This is a genomic window from Myroides odoratimimus (assembly GCF_030326305.1).
Classification (GTDB): domain Bacteria; phylum Bacteroidota; class Bacteroidia; order Flavobacteriales; family Flavobacteriaceae; genus Flavobacterium; species Flavobacterium odoratimimum_A.
Genome location: NZ_JACAKB010000028.1, coordinates 1 through 16624, shown reverse-complemented (window position 1 = coordinate 16624; position 16624 = coordinate 1). Strand labels below are relative to the sequence as shown.

Annotated in this window: 13 protein-coding genes, 2 tRNA genes and 1 pseudogene; 11 read left to right on the top strand and 5 right to left on the bottom strand. The window is 33.1% G+C overall.

Annotation, left to right across the window (positions count from 1 at the left end; translation table 11 throughout):
- Positions 1 to 11: 11 nt before the first annotated feature.
- Both HX049_RS15320 and HX049_RS15315 read left to right on the top strand, forming a co-directional pair.
- Positions 12 to 965, top strand: coding sequence for an endonuclease I family protein (locus HX049_RS15320; protein WP_286416938.1), 954 nt, complete (start codon positions 12 to 14; stop codon positions 963 to 965).
- A 311-nt stretch (positions 966 to 1276) separates the two neighbouring features.
- The gene (locus HX049_RS15315; protein WP_286416937.1) at positions 1277 to 2305 is read left to right on the top strand and encodes an endonuclease I family protein; all 1029 of its coding nucleotides are present in this window, start codon (positions 1277 to 1279) and stop codon (positions 2303 to 2305) included.
- Between the two features lie 295 nt (positions 2306 to 2600).
- Here HX049_RS15315 and HX049_RS15310 read toward each other — a convergent pair whose 3' ends face one another.
- Positions 2601 to 3251, bottom strand: coding sequence for a DedA family protein (locus HX049_RS15310; protein WP_286416935.1), 651 nt, complete (start codon positions 3249 to 3251; stop codon positions 2601 to 2603).
- Positions 3252 to 3616: 365 nt separating this feature from the next.
- On the opposite strand from HX049_RS15310, the gene HX049_RS15305 reads away from it, so the two are divergent.
- Both HX049_RS15305 and HX049_RS15300 read left to right on the top strand, forming a co-directional pair.
- A tRNA-Met gene (locus tag HX049_RS15305) sits at positions 3617 to 3690 on the top strand.
- A 354-nt stretch (positions 3691 to 4044) separates the two neighbouring features.
- On the top strand, positions 4045 to 4989 hold the full coding sequence (locus HX049_RS15300; protein ID WP_286416933.1) for an endonuclease I family protein: 945 nt from the start codon (positions 4045 to 4047) through the stop codon (positions 4987 to 4989).
- A gap of 44 nt (positions 4990 to 5033) precedes the next feature.
- Here HX049_RS15300 and HX049_RS15295 read toward each other — a convergent pair whose 3' ends face one another.
- Both HX049_RS15295 and HX049_RS15290 read right to left on the bottom strand, forming a co-directional pair.
- On the bottom strand, positions 5034 to 5702 hold the full coding sequence (locus HX049_RS15295) for a sterol desaturase family protein (protein WP_131540675.1): 669 nt from the start codon (positions 5700 to 5702) through the stop codon (positions 5034 to 5036).
- A gap of 38 nt (positions 5703 to 5740) precedes the next feature.
- Positions 5741 to 6748 (bottom strand): 3-oxoacyl-ACP synthase III family protein, encoded by a 1008-nt coding sequence (locus tag HX049_RS15290; RefSeq protein WP_131540674.1) that lies wholly within the window; start codon positions 6746 to 6748, stop codon positions 5741 to 5743.
- 61 nt (positions 6749 to 6809) lie between these two features.
- On the opposite strand from HX049_RS15290, the gene HX049_RS15285 reads away from it, so the two are divergent.
- On the top strand, positions 6810 to 9311 hold the full coding sequence (locus HX049_RS15285) for an alpha/beta hydrolase family protein (RefSeq protein ID WP_286416931.1): 2502 nt from the start codon (positions 6810 to 6812) through the stop codon (positions 9309 to 9311).
- Between the two features lie 87 nt (positions 9312 to 9398).
- Here HX049_RS15285 and HX049_RS15280 read toward each other — a convergent pair whose 3' ends face one another.
- Positions 9399 to 10361, bottom strand: coding sequence for an ABC transporter ATP-binding protein (locus HX049_RS15280; protein ID WP_131540672.1), 963 nt, complete (start codon positions 10359 to 10361; stop codon positions 9399 to 9401).
- 120 nt (positions 10362 to 10481) lie between these two features.
- Complete coding sequence (gene trxB / locus HX049_RS15275) at positions 10482 to 11423, bottom strand: thioredoxin-disulfide reductase (protein ID WP_131540671.1); 942 nt, start codon at positions 11421 to 11423, stop codon at positions 10482 to 10484.
- 170 nt (positions 11424 to 11593) lie between these two features.
- Here trxB and HX049_RS15270 point away from each other — a divergent pair.
- The 6 genes and pseudogenes from HX049_RS15270 to HX049_RS15245 form a co-directional block, all read left to right on the top strand.
- Positions 11594 to 11668: transfer RNA gene (locus HX049_RS15270), tRNA-Pro, on the top strand.
- A 299-nt stretch (positions 11669 to 11967) separates the two neighbouring features.
- Complete coding sequence (locus tag HX049_RS15265) at positions 11968 to 13230, top strand: site-specific integrase (RefSeq protein ID WP_121967386.1); 1263 nt, start codon at positions 11968 to 11970, stop codon at positions 13228 to 13230.
- A gap of 112 nt (positions 13231 to 13342) precedes the next feature.
- Entirely contained in the window at positions 13343 to 13627 is a 285-nt protein-coding gene (locus HX049_RS15260; RefSeq protein WP_286416927.1) for a helix-turn-helix domain-containing protein, read from the top strand.
- A gap of 119 nt (positions 13628 to 13746) precedes the next feature.
- Complete coding sequence (gene istA, locus HX049_RS15255; RefSeq protein ID WP_131540663.1) at positions 13747 to 15294, top strand: IS21 family transposase; 1548 nt, start codon at positions 13747 to 13749, stop codon at positions 15292 to 15294.
- A 25-nt stretch (positions 15295 to 15319) separates the two neighbouring features.
- Positions 15320 to 16072: an IS21-like element helper ATPase IstB gene (gene istB / locus HX049_RS15250; RefSeq protein ID WP_131540664.1), complete on the top strand. Its 753-nt coding sequence runs from the start codon at positions 15320 to 15322 to the stop codon at positions 16070 to 16072.
- A gap of 322 nt (positions 16073 to 16394) precedes the next feature.
- Positions 16395 to 16624 (top strand): annotated as a pseudogene (locus HX049_RS15245) (alpha/beta fold hydrolase); the annotation flags it as partial.

Genomic DNA, 16624 nt, shown 5'->3' with positions numbered 1-16624 from the left:
ATTTCTGACGTATGAAAACCAACTTCCTTATAGCCTCAATATCTCTTTTAGTACTTACGCTAGGTGCATGTGATAAAAAGAGTAATACAGACTTTACCCCTATTTACTCAACAGGAGAAGTCCTTACTACTGATGTTAAAGCCACTGAAAACGGTAAGGCTACTACCATTGGTATTTTCTCTATTCCTGAGTCTGAACAAGACTATTACCAAGGAGTAGATTTCACTAAAACAGGTCTAGCGCTAAAACAAGAGCTAACAGAACTAAGCACTCGTCAACACGTAAGAGAATTAAGCTATAAAGAAATATGGGAAGCTACCAAAGCAACTGACCTAACACCTGAAGGTAATGAAGTATATCTATTATATGGTCATAAAGGAGTGCGATCAGGAACCACAGCATATACTAGAGGTAAACAGAGTAATGGTGGTGGACAAGGACAATGGAACAGAGAACACACTTATGCTAAATCACTAGGTACCCCTAATCTAAACGAAGCTGGCCCAGGAGCAGATGCACATCATCTAAGAGCTGCAGATGTGAAATGGAATAGTATTAGAGGAAATAAACCATTTGCACAAGGTAGTGGCCCTTCTAAGCTAATAGGAGATTACTGGTATCCTGGCGATGAATGGAAAGGAGATGTGGCACGTATGATGATGTATATGTATATCCGTTATGAGAATAGATGTATCCCTAAGTATACTCCTAAAGGAAATAATGGAAGAAATGCTGGTGTAGTAGTAGGCACTTCTAATAAAATAGATCCAAATATGATTAATCTATTGCTAGAATGGAATGCTGAAGATCCTGTCTCTGAAATCGAGAAATATAGAAATGAGTATCATGCTAACACAAAGAATAAATATGCTCAGGGAAATAGAAACCCTTTTATAGACAATCCGTATCTAGCCACTCAAATCTGGGGTGGCCCAGAAGCAAAAAATCATTGGGCAAAAAAGTAACTTTACAATTTTAGATACATTATAAGGACAATCTGACGGATTGTCCTTTTTTTTGGCCTTCTATCTGCCTTATCCCCCTAAAAATGCCTCACTAATTAATACTAAAAAACCTAAAAAAATAGAGTTCTTCTCATACTGACAATAAATAACAATATCATACTTCCTCTTTTTGCTTATATACATGAATATTCATAAACTATCTGTATCAACTAAACTTAGAGAAGAGAATAAGTTAACTTGCAAACTAATAGAATAGCGCAATAATTATTCATTCTATTGTAAAAAACAGAATAATAAATCACTTACCAAACATGAAAAAAACATTACTTGTATTAGCAGGATTAGCCGTCTTCGCTACTTCTTGTACGAAGGATCCTATTATTACCGACCCTACTGAGTCTACAGAAAAGCCTGGTAATGGCGGAGGAGAAAAACCTGATGAAGGAGGAAATATCACTCCTAATCCTGGAGACTACATCATCCCTGCTCAATACCAACAGTATTACAGCAAGCTAGACTTCACTAAAGAGGGAACACAACTAAAACAACAGTTAGCAAAACTAGTGAAAGATACACATATCCCACAGAGTTATACACCTGGTATCTGGGAAGCTACAGAATTCACTGATCAAGATCCAGATAATAAAGATAATGTTCTTCAGATATATGGTTGGCCTGCTAAAGATGCTAAGGATGATATCACTAAAATGAGATCTGTCCCAAAAGAACATAAAAACAATAAATCGACAAGTTTACCCATTACCTCTCTTTGGGAAAGAGAGCACGTATTCGCTAAGGCATTAGCTGTAGATAAAACTAAAAAACAAAAAGCCTTAACAACTACATATTCTGATGACAAACCAACAGCAATAGAAGATATCGCAGGACATGATGCACATCACTTACGTGCTATCAATAGATCTACAAACTCATCTAGAAGTAATCACAAATTTGTAGATGGTAATGGGAATTCAGTTAAAAAAGGGAATTACTGGTATCCTGGTGATGAATGGAAAGGTGATGTAGCTCGTATGATGATGTATATGCATATCCGCTATGAAAACGAAAATGGAGGAGGATATACTAAAGCTACTAAAGTAGGAATGCCTATGGACGCTAAAGCTGGCGTATTAAGCGATGAAATGATTGACTTATTCTTAAAATGGAATGCAGAAGATGAAGTATCTGAGATAGAGAGAAGACGTAATGAATATCATGGTAATCCTAATAATCCTAACTATAGATATTCTCAAGGTAACCGTAACCCATTCATTGACAACCCTGAATTAGCTAATCGCATCTGGGGTGGCCCTAAGGCAGAAAACAAATGGAGTAAATAACAAAACCCTATTATAAATAAAAGCTGGAAGTCAGTAGATGATTTCTAGCTTTTTTTATTATATCTAGTATCTGCACTATCCTATTATATCTAGTATCTGCACTATCCTATTAATTCAATTCTTCTTCACAGTCTTTGATTAATTCTACAACTAGACAATAAAAAAGCTTAATCTTGAATAGAGACTATCTTGTATTGTTTCTTTTATACATCACTATCAAATATTTTTGAATAAAGCCATAAAAAAACCAATGCTTATCACATTGGTTCTATCGTTTATTATTTAAATTAATATTCTATTCAATTGCTTTTTTGCTTTGTACTTTAGCCTTTATAAACTCATACACAATAGGCATTACAGACACTACGATAATCAGAAGTACAATTTTAGAGAAATTATCTTTTACAAGAGGTATATTACCCAAGAAATATCCTGCTAGAGTAAGTCCGACTACCCATACTATCCCTCCTACTACATTATAAGTCATAAATATTCCATATCTCATCTTTCCAATACCTGCTACAAAAGGGGCTAATGTACGAACTATAGGGACAAATCGAGCAATAACGATGGTGCGCTCTCCATACTTCTCATAAAAAGACTGTGTCTTATCTAGATGCTCTTGTTTCACTACTTGCTTACCAAACAACTTAAATTCTGTCAAACGCATTCCTACTTTTCGTCCGAGATAATAGTTTAAAGAGTCTCCAGTAATGGCTGCTACTAAAAGAATTGCAATGGTTAATACTATATTCAGTTCATCTGACTGAGCTACTAACATTCCTGTTGCAAAGAGAAGTGAATCACCAGGTAAAAATGGCATGACCACTAATCCAGTCTCAACAAAAATAATTAAAAATAAAATAACGTATAACCACGTTCCGTATTGCTCTATAAAGATGTGCAAATACTTATCAATGTGAAAAAGATAATCTAATAGTTCCATACCCTCAAAGATATATATCAAAACAATTTCTAAAAGAAATTTCACAAAATTATAACAATGTGTATCTTTTTGAGAAACCACACAAAAACATAGCCTTATACTTTATTTAAAATACAAAAAATAGTGTAAGAAACTTCATTTACCCTTATTCTATCCTCTATAAAAAGTACTTTATAACAGGAAACCGGTGAGAATAAAAATATTTCAAAAAAATAAAAAAATATTTCTACAGTAAACTTTTCATTCTAAACAGGTTAAACTAATCGTGTCATTTATTTTGAAAATATCTATTCAAAACAGTTTGGAGAACCCATAAATACTACTATATTTGCACTCGCAATACGGAAGTAATGCAGACCAAAAATGGCGAGGTAGCTCAGTCGGTTAGAGCGCAGGATTCATAACCCTGAGGTCACGGGTTCAACTCCCGTCTTCGCTACAAGGCAAAAGGACATCTTAATAAAGATGTCCTTTTTTATTTGGTTTATTTCGGACACTTTCCGTCATTATCAGGGATCAGTGTCAAAAGTTGGGGACTACGCAAAAAGTTTAGTTAATCTAAAAAAGGAAATCTTAGAAACTCTGAAGTTTCAAAACTCTTTGATTTAAATGATTGATTCATTCTCAAGAATTAATTTTACTTTATGAATGATACTATACTATTTGTTGAACCAAATAAAGCAATACATAAAACTCATAAATAACACAAACATCTGAAATTTACTTTGGTTGTTTAAACTATTACATCCGTTAATTTTGTACTTTTAATACCTCTAATTAATATATTTCAAATATGAAAAAAATTAATATCATTCTAGTTTCATTATTACTTGGAATCACTGCATGTTCAAAGGATCCTATCATTACTGATCCTGATAATACTGGCTATGTAAAACCCACACCTCCTACAGGAGAAGGAGATAATAGTGGATACATTCCTATAACACCTGAGAAGATTACAATTCCACAAGAATTACAAGCTTATTACGCAGATATAGACTTTACAAAAACAGGTACTGCACTTAAAAAACAGTTACATGATAAACTAGAAGAAACCCATACAAAGAAGTTAAAATATACACCAGAAGTTTGGGAAGCTATTAAAGCTACTGACTATGTTCCTGTAAAAACAGGTAAACCAACTCATGTATATTTAATATATGGACATAATAATAAACCTAATTCTAGTGATAAAGAAGCATATACTAGAGAGATAAGTAAACAAAATGCGGGAGGTTCTGGAAAAGACACATGGAATAGAGAACATGTTTATACTCAACATGCTGGTAACTTTGAAACAAAAACACCAGGTGCCGGTACAGATGCTCACAATCTTCGATCTGCAGATGTAGATTGGAATGGCTTAAGAGGAAACAAAAAATTTGCTGAAGGTAATGGTTACTCAGCTGACTTAGGTCAAAACTTATGGTATCCTGGTAATGAATGGAAAGGTGATGTAGCTCGTATGATGATGTATATGTATGTTAGATATGGTGAACAGTGTCTACCTTCTAAAATAGGTGTAGGAAGTACCTCTAAAACACCTGATGGTATGATTGACTTATTTCTAAAATGGCACCAAGAAGATCCTGTAGATGAAATAGAAAGAAGGCGTAATGAATATCATGGTAACCCAAATAATCCATACGCTCAAGGGAATAGAAACCCTTTTATAGACAATCCTTACTTAGCTAATATGCTATGGAGTGGGCCTACTGTAGAAAATACATGGAAATAATATCATAAAAAAACGACTATCATAGCTTGATAGTCGTTTTTCGTTTATTTCTTCTTTTCAAACATAAGTTCTTTTACCTTCTCTTTATCTTCTTTCTCTTTATCTAAGTCGAACATTGTTCCAAATACTCGATCCCAAAAGGTATTACTTACACCGAAGCCCATTTCTTCATCTTTATAGTGATGCAAATGATGGTTTCGCCACAGTGGTTTCATAAACTTAAAAGGTGGTGCAAATGCATGAATAGCATAGTGCATTGATGCATATAATAAATATCCTATTATAAAACCTGGATAAAAACCAAATGTATATCTTCCCATGATCAGATAATGCAATCCAAAAAGTACAGAAGCTAATATAATACTAGGCACAGGAGGCATAAATAATCGCTGTCTATCACGAGGATAATGATGATGATTGCCGTGCATAATATAAGCAAATCTCTGTGCATTTGGCTTATCACTTATTAAATGAAAGATATAACGATGAGCTAAATATTCAAAAAAAGTCCAGAATATCATTCCTCCAAAGAATAGAAGAATAAGATTCTGGACTGATAAATTGTAATCTGTATATCCTAAATATACTATATATGATAATACAGGTATATACATCCCCCAAATAACTGCAGGATGTCCCTTAGTAAGCATTTCTAAATAAGGATTCTTAAATAATCTAGCCTGACCCTTATTGTGGATTTTATCAAATTTCATAACTACATTAACTTAATTAAAGCTAATATAATTATTTTTTACCACTTAATAATAACACTCCCCCAAGTAAATCCACTTCCAAAAGCTGCTAATACAACTAAATCACCTTCTTTAATCTTACCTGCTTCCCAAGCTTCTGTTAGAGCAATTGGCACAGAAGCAGCAGTTGTGTTTCCGTATTTTTGGATATTATTAAATACTTGGTCATCTGATAAACCAAACTTCTGCTGAATAAATTGAGAAATTCTCAAGTTGGCTTGATGAGGGATTAGCATATTAATATCTGATACTTGTAGACCATTTGCTTCTAATCCTTCATTAATTACTTCACTAAAACGAACTACTGCATTTTTAAACACAAACTGTCCATTCATATGCGGAGTGTAACTAACATCATCAGGATCGTTATCCTTTAAAATATCTGTTACCCATCTACCTCCCATTCCTGGTGCTAATAAGGCTAATTCTTCTGCATGTTCTCCTTGTGAGTGGATATGTGTAGATAACAAACCTTGTTCTTCATTCTCAGAGCGAGTCAATACTGCTGCTCCAGCTCCATCTCCAAAAATAACAGATACTCCTCTACCTCTAGTAGTCATATCTAAACCTGTAGAGTGCACTTCAGACCCTACCACAAGTACGTTTTTATACATCCCTGTTTTAATATACTGATCTGCTATAGACAAAGCATAGATAAAACCTGAACACTGTGCACGAATATCTAATGCCGCAACGGTATTTAATCCTAATTCACGTTGTAACATTACTCCTGGTCCTGGAAAATAATAATCAGGGCTCAAAGTAGCAAATACGACAAAGTCAATATCCTTTGCTTCTACTCCTGCTCTCTGCATCGCTATACGAGCAGCCTTTACTCCCATTCCAGAAGTTGTATCTTCTTCTAATGCTTTATGTCTTCTTTCATGTATACCTGTTCTCTCTACAATCCATTCATGGTTAGTATCCATTATCTTCGCCAGGTCGTCATTGGTCACTACATTCTCAGGAACGTAATAACCTAATCCGCTTATTTTTGATCTAAACATTTTTAAAAAAATTGGTTTACGAGCTACAAAAATACACTAATAACTAAAAACTTAAACATTTTTGCCACAAAAAGGCTGTATCCCCACAGAACACTCAATAATTTCGTTTATATTAGCCGACCTAACGTTAAAACTAACCATAATGAGAATCATCAAAACAACCTTATTATCCCTATTTTTGATTAGTTCTATGTACGCACAAGAAAATGTTACATATCAAAAGCCATCTCAAGAAATTCTAGAGTTAGCTGACTTCGAAAGAGCTCCTGCTATATCTATGGACAACAAAATGGAATATATGCTTCTAAGCTATAGAAGTACATATAAGACATTAATGGATTTGAATGTAAACGAAATGAGACTTGCTGGTTTACGTATCGATGTAAACACTAATATTTCAAGCACAGTAACTTATATTACTAACCTAAAAGTTAGAAAAATAAAAGATACTCAAGAAATACAAGTAAAAGGATTACCAGCTAATCCTAGAATTACGAATATTACTTGGTCTCCTGATCAATCAAAATTAGCATTCACTAACACTGCTGAAAACGGTGTGGAACTTTGGATCTTAGATGTAAAAACTGCCCAAGCAACTAAACTTACTGAGGCAAATTTAAATGCGAATATCGGCAACCCTATTACTTGGTTTAAGGATAGTCAATCTTTATTGATTAATCAGATCCCTGCTAATAGACCTGCATTAATCGATACTTCTAAAAATTTACCAACAGGTCCTATTGTATCTGTGAGTGAAGGTGTTGTTTCTCAAAACAGAACATACCAAGATTTATTAAAGAATAAAACTGACGAAGCTAACTTCGAAACTTTAGTTACTTCTGAATTATATAAAATAGACCTTAAAGGAAATAAAACACTTTTCAAAAAAGGAGATTTATTTGTTGGTTCTAGTTTCTCTCCTGATGGAGAATACTTAATGGTTACTACATTACAGAAACCATTCTCTTACTTAGTATCACTAAACCGTTTTCCTATGAAAACTGTAGTTTATGACAAAGCAGGTAACTTAGTAAAAGAAGTAAATGATATTCCCTTAAATGAAATCATGCCTAAAGGATTTATGGCAACTCGTGAAGGAAAGAGAAATATGGGATGGAGAGCTGATAAAGCTGCTACTCTTTATTATGTAGAATCTTTAGATGGTGGTGATCCTGCGAAAGATGTACCTTTCAGAGATGAAGTGTTTACTTGGGATGCCCCATTTAATAACGCACCTAAATCTATTGTTAAATTATCTCAACGTTACGGTGGAATCACTTGGGGAGATGATAACTTAGCTTTAGTAGGCGATCAGTGGTATGATACTAGAAATACTAGAACATTCATTATTGATCCATCTAAATTTAATGAAGCTCCTGTAAAGATAGAAGACAGAAACTCACAAGATGTATACAGTGATCCAGGTACATTCGAATTAAAAAGAAATGAATTTGACCGTTATGTATTAGCTAAAGAAAATAATAAACTTTTCTTAATCGGACAAGGTTATACAGCTAAAGGACAATTCCCTTTCATCGATGAGTTCGATTTAAAAACATTAAAAACAAAAAGATTGTACCAGTCTAATTACACAGATAAAAAAGAGACTATTCAATCTATAGAAGATGTTAAGAAAGGATTAGTATTAGTATCTATTCAATCAGCTACTGAATATCCTAACTACTACTTCAGAAATATCAATAAGAAGAATGACTTAAAAGCAATCACTTCATTTAAAAACCCTTTTAGCTCTTTAAACGGCGTATACAAAGAGGTAATTAAATATAAGAGAGAAGATGGTTTAGAATTATCTGGTACTTTATACTTACCAGCAGGATATGATATTAAAGCTAAGAAAGAGAAATTACCTCTATTAATCTGGGCTTACCCTGCTGAGTACAAAGACAAAAATAGCGCAGCTCAAGTAACACATAACCCTAATGAGTTTACATTCCCTTCTTATGGATCATTTATCTACTGGGTGACGAAAGGATACGCGGTATTAGATGATGCTGCATTCCCTATCGTAGGAGAAGGTAAAGAAGAGCCGAATGATACTTATGTAGAACAATTAGTGGCAAATGGTAAAGCAGCTATTGATGCTGTAGACGCATTAGGATATATCGATAGAAAGAGAGTAGCTGTAGGAGGACACTCTTACGGAGCGTTTATGACAGCTAATTTACTTACTCATTCAGACTTATTTGCAGCAGGTATTGCACGTAGTGGAGCTTACAACAGAACATTAACTCCATTTGGTTTCCAAACAGAACAAAGAAACTATTGGGAAGTTCCTGAAGTATACAATACAATGTCTCCATTTATGAATGCTAGTAAAATGAAGACTCCAATGTTATTAGTACATGGTGAAGCTGATAATAACCCTGGAACATTTACATTACAAACAGAGCGTTACTTCCAAGCTTTAAAAGGATTAGGTGCGCCAGTTAGAATGGTTATCCTTCCTAAAGAAAGTCATGGATATGCTGCTAAAGAAAATATCTTCCACCTATTATGGGAACAAGATCAATTCTTAGAAAAAAATGTAAAAAACAAAAAATAGTATATTTTAAAAGCTCAGCAATTGCTGAGCTTTTTTCGTTTATATATACAACAGAAAAACGCCACTTAATTAAAGTGGCGTTTTTTATTATTGAAATTTCTTCAATGCTAGTTTAATCTTAGTCCCTTTTTCGATATTAAAAGGATGATCAAAGAATACTACTCTATCCTCATTAAAGAAAGTTTTTATCATATAACCATCTCCCTTAAAATAAGCATCAAGTACCTCTACCTCTATTTGACCCTTTTGTTTTGAGAGCATTAATTGATGAGGATAAATTAGCAATAATTCGTCTTCTTCAAAAGAATTTGTAAAGTCTGAAATATATAACTCATTAACTTCTCCAAATAAAGATGCTACATATTTATTCAATGGAAACTCATATACATCTTTGGTTTCCCCCATATCCACTAACTCACCATCTTTTAGTACAATTGTCTCATCAGCAAAACTCAATGCATCAATACTATCATGAGTAGCCACTATACACGTAATTCCTTTTTCTTTTAAATAAGCAAATAGATTACGTCTAAGCAGACTTCTTCTCGAATAATCAATATGACTAAATGGTTCATCTAATAATAGAATCTCTGGCTCTAATGCAAGTACACGAGCTATAGCAACACGTTGTTGTTGTCCACCACTTAGGTGTTTTACTTTTACATCTGCATATTCATCTAAATCTACTAATGTCAAAAGTTCTTTTATACGATGCTCTTTCTCTTCCATATAAAAGTTAGAAAGATACTTACCTATATTTTCTTTTACAGAAGTAAAAGGCATTAAATCGAAATCTTGAGCTAGGTATCTCATTTCATCTATTCCAGGAACCAAATGATATGCAGGCCCTAAAACTTGCTTATTATTCCAGTGAATTTCTCCTTGATCTAGATCCTGTAAACCATAAATCAATTTTAACAGAGTACTCTTGCCACATCCACTTTCTCCCAACAGAGCAACATGCTGTCCTTTTTCGACAACCAAGCTAAGGTTATTAATAACTGTTTTTTCTTCTAAGTAACTAAATGATATATTTTTAAGTAAAAGCATTTCTATTTTTTATGAAAAACAAATATAATAATATCCCTTTAAGCACTATATAATATTAACTTTTAATAATAAAAAAGGGAACCACTATTGGGCTCCCTTATATACTGTATTCAATACATATTACTTAGCAGCTAAATAACGCTCAGCATCTAATGCTGCAATACATCCTGAACCTGCAGCTGTAATAGCTTGTCTGTAATCTTTATCTTGTACATCTCCACAAGCAAAAACTCCTTCTACATTCGTTTTACTAGTCTTTCCTTGAGTGATTAAATATCCTGTCTCATCCATCTCTAACTCTTCTTTAAAGATGTCTGTATTAGGCTTATGACCAATAGCTACGAAGAAACCTGTAGCTTCAATGTCTTTCTCTTCACCAGTGATATTATTTTTCACACGAACACCTGTTACTACATTACCATCACCTAATACATCTACAGTAGACGTATTCATCAAGATTTCGATGTTTTCAGTATTACGCACACGTTCCTCCATAATACGAGATGAACGGAACTTATCACTACGCACTAGCATAGTAACTTTCTTACATAATTTAGATAAGTAATGAGCCTCCTCACAAGCTGAATCTCCAGCTCCTACGATTACTACTTCTTGATTTCTATAGAAGAATCCATCACAAACTGCACATGCCGATACTCCTCCTCCTAAAGATAAATAGTGTTGCTCTGATGGTAACCCTAAGTACATCGCTGTAGCACCAGTAGAAATAATAACAGTATCAGCGTGAATCTCAGTTGTTTCATTTACCCATACTTTCTTTACGTCTCCTTTTAGTTCAGCCTTCGTTACCCATCCATCACGGATATCAGCACCGAAGCGTTGTGCTTGTGCCTGTAATTGCATCATCATTTCAGGTCCTGTAACTCCTTCTGGATATCCAGGGAAGTTCTCTACTTCATTTGTTGTTGTTAATTGTCCTCCTGGTTGCATTCCTTGATAAAGTACAGGTGCCATATTAGCACGTGCCGCATATATTGCTGCTGTATAACCAGCAGGCCCAGAACCTATAATTAAACACTTTACTCTTTCTATATCAGACATAATGATTTGTTTTATTGTTAGTGTAACAAAAATAGTTTTTTTATCCTCGTTTCAAAACAACAAACAAGAGAAAAAACAAATAGTCAAATAATTTTTATTTATTCCTTTTTTTTCTTGCACACAAAAAAAATTATATTACCTTTGCACTCGCAATGACAGAATAAGTCTAGCGGGGTGTAGCGTAGCCCGGTCATCGCGCCTGCTTTGGGAGCAGGAGGTCGCAGGTTCGAATCCTGCCACCCCGACTTTTTCGGCATCAGAATGTGCCTAAATCCGTAAGTATCAATTACTTACGGATTTTTTTATTTTTAAATATATCATAATAATCCATTGTAAATCAATCTAAATGTGAGCTATTAGGTGAGCTATTTTTAAAAGGTAAATTAGCTCACCGAATCGAGTTTAACTAATTGTATTTCAATAAATTAAATACAATTTATTTTAGTTTAATTCAGTGCTTTTTGGTCTTGTTTGAGTACTATTCAGGTGAGTAGTTTTTTAAAACCATATCAAAACAGTTCGGTTAACATTAAAATAGATTGATATGAAAACAAAAAACACATTTGGAATACACTTCATTATACGTGTTTCTAATTCAAACAAAACAGTACCATCCCTTATATACGCAAGGATAACAGTAAATGGGCAACGAACAGAAATTTCTTTAAAACTAAAAATATCCCCTACTTCTTGGGATAACATTAAAGGAAAAGCAAAAGGAAAAAGTGAAGACACGGTTCGAATCAATGCACATATTGAGCGAGTACGTTCTCTCATTACAGATGCCTATCATCAATTAGTTCAACAGAAAAGAGTTGTCTCTATTGGAGCTGTTAAAAACATCTTTCTTGGACATGATGATACTGAATCATCTCTTTTAAAGCTTATAGATTATCATAGAGAGATAGCTACAAGTAAATTAGCTTATGGTACACTAAAGAACTACTTCTCTACGGAAAAGTACCTTAAAAGCTATTTGCGTAAAGTACACAATCGAACTGACATCTATTTAAGCGAGATTAACTACAAATTTATCTTTGACTTTGAAAACTTCTTGAGAAACTGCAAGCCAATTCACAAACATCAACCATTAAACAACAATGGTATTATGAAACACATAGAAAGGTTTAAAAAGTTAATCAACTTAGCTATCACAATGGAATGGATGGAGAAAGATCCCTTTACCAAATATAAACTTCAATTTGAGAAGACAGAAAGAGGACACTTAACTAAATCTGAACTTGAAATCCTTGTAAACAAGAATTTTGCTATTGAAAGATTACAAGCTGTTCTTGATATGTTTTTATTTAGTTGTTATACTGGTTTAGCTTATATAGACATCTTTCACTTAGCACCACAAAATATAGCTAAAGGAAGCGATGGGAAAGATTGGATTATATCAAGTAGAGAGAAAACTAAAATACCTGTAAGGGTTCCGCTATTACCTGAAGCTTTAGAACTAATTGAAAAATACAAAGACCATCCTATTGCTTTTGCCAAAGGCAAACTATTTCCTGTTATTAGTAACCAACGAATGAATGGTTACTTAAAAGAGATTGCTATTATCTGTGAAATAGACAAAAACTTATCTTTTCATTTAGCCAGACATACCTTTGCTACAACCATTACACTAAATAATGGTGTACCTATTGAGTCCGTGAGTAAGATGCTTGGGCATACAGCTATTAAAACAACTCAGATCTATGCGAAGGTATTAGAGCATAAACTGGGTGAAGATATGGACAACTTAAGAGAAAGAAGACTTATTCAAGAAAATCACAAATACAACTTTGAAGAGTCAAATTAAACCTCCCAAAGACAACAGAACTAAACCAGTGCATACAAATTGTTATTTAGGGTTAGAACTAAGCTTACAGCAGCTTAAAACAAATCAAAACTAACCCTAAATACTATTAATTATGAAAGTAGAATTTATTACAAAAGAAGACCTTGAGATTTTTAAACAAGAGATTATTACTGAAATAAGAAGGTATAGTCCTTTTAATAGAAAGAAAGACCAAGAGATAAAGCAATGGATCAAAAGCTATGAGGTAAGAAAGCTTCTTGGTATTTCTCCTGGTACCTTACAAAATATGAGAATAAATGGTACGATACCATTTAAGAAGATAGGTGGATTGATGTTTTATAGGTATGAGGATATTTTAAAGATGATGGTGGAGAATCCAGTGAAATTGACCACCTAATTCCGTTAAAAGTGACCATGTCATTCCGGTGGAAAGTGACCACCATATTCCGGTGAAATTGACCATCTAAAAAAACAAGTTAAAACATGTCTAAATATCTTAGCTAAAATGCAAGAGATATGGCTAATAAAAAGATCGACATGTTACAATTAAAACAATTACTACGTCTGTATACTCAAGGAGTAAGTAAACTTCAAATAAGTTCACAATTAGGTCTTTCACGTAATACTGTTAAGAAATATATTACTCTATTTACTACTTCAAAATTCACTTATGAAGAGATAAAAGAATTAAATGATGCAGATATAGAAGATTTATTTGACACTAAAGAATTGGATTCTGATGAAAAAGAAGCAATCTTGTATAAATATTTCCCTTACTTTACTAAAGAACTGCTTAAAACAGGAGTAACAAGACATATCTTGTGGGAAGAGTATCTTTTAAAACACCCTGAGGGTTATCGTTATTCTCAATTTTGCTATCATTTGCGAACCTGGCAGAAAAAAACATCTCCTTCTTTACATATGCAGCATAAGGCTGGAGATAAGATGTTTGTTGATTATACAGGAAAAAAGTTGTCTATTATTGATAAATCTACGGGGGAAATAACTTCTGTAGAAGTATTTATTGCCATTCTTGGTTCAAGTAGAATGACTTATGTAGAAGCCAGTCTAACTCAAAATACAGAAGATTTTATATCAAGCCTGACCAATTCCTTACATTTCTATCAAGGAGTTCCACTTGCTATTGTGCCTGATAATTTAAAAGCAGCTGTAACTAAAAGTGATAAATACGAGCCTAAAATAGCTCATAACCTCCAAGACTTTGCTCTGCATTACAACACAACTATTTTACCTGCAAGAAGCTACAAACCAAAAGATAAGGCCTTAGTAGAGAATGCAGTAAAAACAATTTATACTCGTGTATTTGCTCCACTTAGAAATAGGGAGTTTTTTAGTTTACAAGAACTAAATCAGGCAATAGCAGAATTGTTAGAACAACATAATGAGAAGCTACTTTCAAGAGAAAGAGTTTCAAGGAAAACGTTGTTTGAAGAAATAGAACAACCTGTTTTACAATCACTACCGAGACACAGGTATGAATTGAAATATGCGATAAAAGCAACTGTTCAAAAAATCAGTCACATCTACCTAAATAAAGACAAACACTACTATAGTGTTCCTTTCCATTACATTGGTAAAAAAGTAAATATTCTTTATAGCAAGGATATTGTTGATATATATCACAATCAAAGACTTATTGCTTCACACAATAGAGAATTAGGAAAGTATAGGTATACTACTGTAAAGGAACATATGCCTTCATCTCACCAATATATCACAGATTGGAATCCTACACAGTTTTTGAAATGGGGACAAGAAATAGGAGAATCTACACAAAAATATTTAGCAATGATATTAGATAAGCGACAACACCCTGAACAATCATATAAGTCATGTGCAGGAATTTTAAGCTTAGGTAAACGCTTTACTAATATTCGGTTAGAAAAGGCCTGCACACGTGGTTTAGAATACGAAAGATATAGTTATAAAATGATCAAAAGCATTTTAGAAAAGGGATTAGATGCTATTGAAGAACAACCATTAAACAAAGAAAGAGAAGTTCCTACTCATCAGAATATCAGAGGAGCAGCTTATTATCAATAGAACAATAATATTAAATTTTAGAAACATGAATCAAACAACTTTAGAAAAATTAAAGTATTTAAAACTTTATGGAATGCATAGAGCATTCGCGTCAACGCTACAACTTCCTACTTCGGATTATACAAATGATCAACTTATTGCTTATTTAACTGATAGTGAATATGATGATAGGGAGAACAGAAGAATAGAAAGGCTAATAAATACCGCTAAATTCAGATACAAAGCTTATATACAAGATATTAATATAGATTCATCCAGAAATATTGATAGGAATATGATTGATCGATTAGCTGCTTGTGAATTTATAAAACAGCAACAAAATATATTAATTACTGGTAGTACAGGGGTAGGGAAAAGTTATATTGCTTCTGCAATTGGTTATCAGGCTTGTATGTTAGGATATAAAGTTATGTACTTTAGTATCAATAAACTATTTTCTAAATTAAAGATGGCTAAAGGAGATGGCTCTTTTTCCAAGGAAATAGATCGAATTGAAAAACAAGACCTAATTATATTAGATGATTTTGGATTACAACCATTAGACAATCTTAAAAGACAAGATTTTATGGAAATTATTGAAGATCGCCATGGTAAGAGATCGACAATTATAGCTTCACAACTCCCTATTGAAACATGGCATGATATAATTGGAGAACAAACTATAGCTGACGCTATTTTAGATAGAATGGTACATAATTCTATTAGAATTGAACTTCATGGAGAGTCTCTAAGAAGTAAAAATACATTATTAAAAATTCAACAAAACTCTATTAAATAACTATACTTATTTTTTGTATTTTTAGCTGAAATATAAAACATGTTTCGGACTTGATTTTAGGTGGTCACTTTCCACCGGAATGACATGGTCACTTTCTCCGGAATCTACACTAAAGTCTCAACCAAAATAGGAATAATGAAGCAAGGAAAACTGATACAACAATTAGATTCTAAAAATTTCACACCTGATGAATTACAGGAACTATACATAAAAACTATATAAATTAGTTAGGTAAAAAACGGGTTATAATAAGTTATAATTCGTTTTTTTATTTTTATTTATTTTACTTAAATTTAGTCTTAATAAATTATAGTATAAAATCATGAGATATTCTTCTTATAAAAAAATTACCGTTCTACTCTTTTTAATAATTCAAATATTTTCATTTGAATTATTCGCTCAAACAAATACAGAATATTTTGTAATTGAAAATACTCCACTATACCAAATTAAAACTAGTGATGTCAACTTAGCGATACGCTATAAAAAAGGGCAAGGTACACCTATTGTATTTATACACGGTTCATGGGATGATCATAATTCTTGGTTACC

Bases quoted from the DNA above. Each gene is read 5' to 3' on its own strand.
- HX049_RS15290 (WP_131540674.1), bottom strand. From the start codon at position 6,748: ATGTTTAGATCAAAAATAAGCGGATTAGGTTATTACGTTCCTGAGAAT.
- HX049_RS15280 (WP_131540672.1), bottom strand. From the start codon at position 10,361: ATGCTTTTACTTAAAAATATATCATTTAGTTACTTAGAAGAAAAAACA.
- HX049_RS15320 (WP_286416938.1), top strand. From the start codon at position 12: ATGAAAACCAACTTCCTTATAGCCTCAATATCTCTTTTAGTACTTACG.
- HX049_RS15295 (WP_131540675.1), bottom strand. From the start codon at position 5,702: ATGAAATTTGATAAAATCCACAATAAGGGTCAGGCTAGATTATTTAAG.
- istB (WP_131540664.1), top strand. From the start codon at position 15,320: ATGAATCAAACAACTTTAGAAAAATTAAAGTATTTAAAACTTTATGGA.
- HX049_RS15260 (WP_286416927.1), top strand. From the start codon at position 13,343: ATGAAAGTAGAATTTATTACAAAAGAAGACCTTGAGATTTTTAAACAA.
- trxB (WP_131540671.1), bottom strand. From the start codon at position 11,423: ATGTCTGATATAGAAAGAGTAAAGTGTTTAATTATAGGTTCTGGGCCT.
- istA (WP_131540663.1), top strand. From the start codon at position 13,747: ATGGCTAATAAAAAGATCGACATGTTACAATTAAAACAATTACTACGT.
- HX049_RS15315 (WP_286416937.1), top strand. From the start codon at position 1,277: ATGAAAAAAACATTACTTGTATTAGCAGGATTAGCCGTCTTCGCTACT.
- HX049_RS15310 (WP_286416935.1), bottom strand. From the start codon at position 3,251: ATGGAACTATTAGATTATCTTTTTCACATTGATAAGTATTTGCACATC.
- HX049_RS15265 (WP_121967386.1), top strand. From the start codon at position 11,968: ATGAAAACAAAAAACACATTTGGAATACACTTCATTATACGTGTTTCT.
- HX049_RS15300 (WP_286416933.1), top strand. From the start codon at position 4,045: ATGAAAAAAATTAATATCATTCTAGTTTCATTATTACTTGGAATCACT.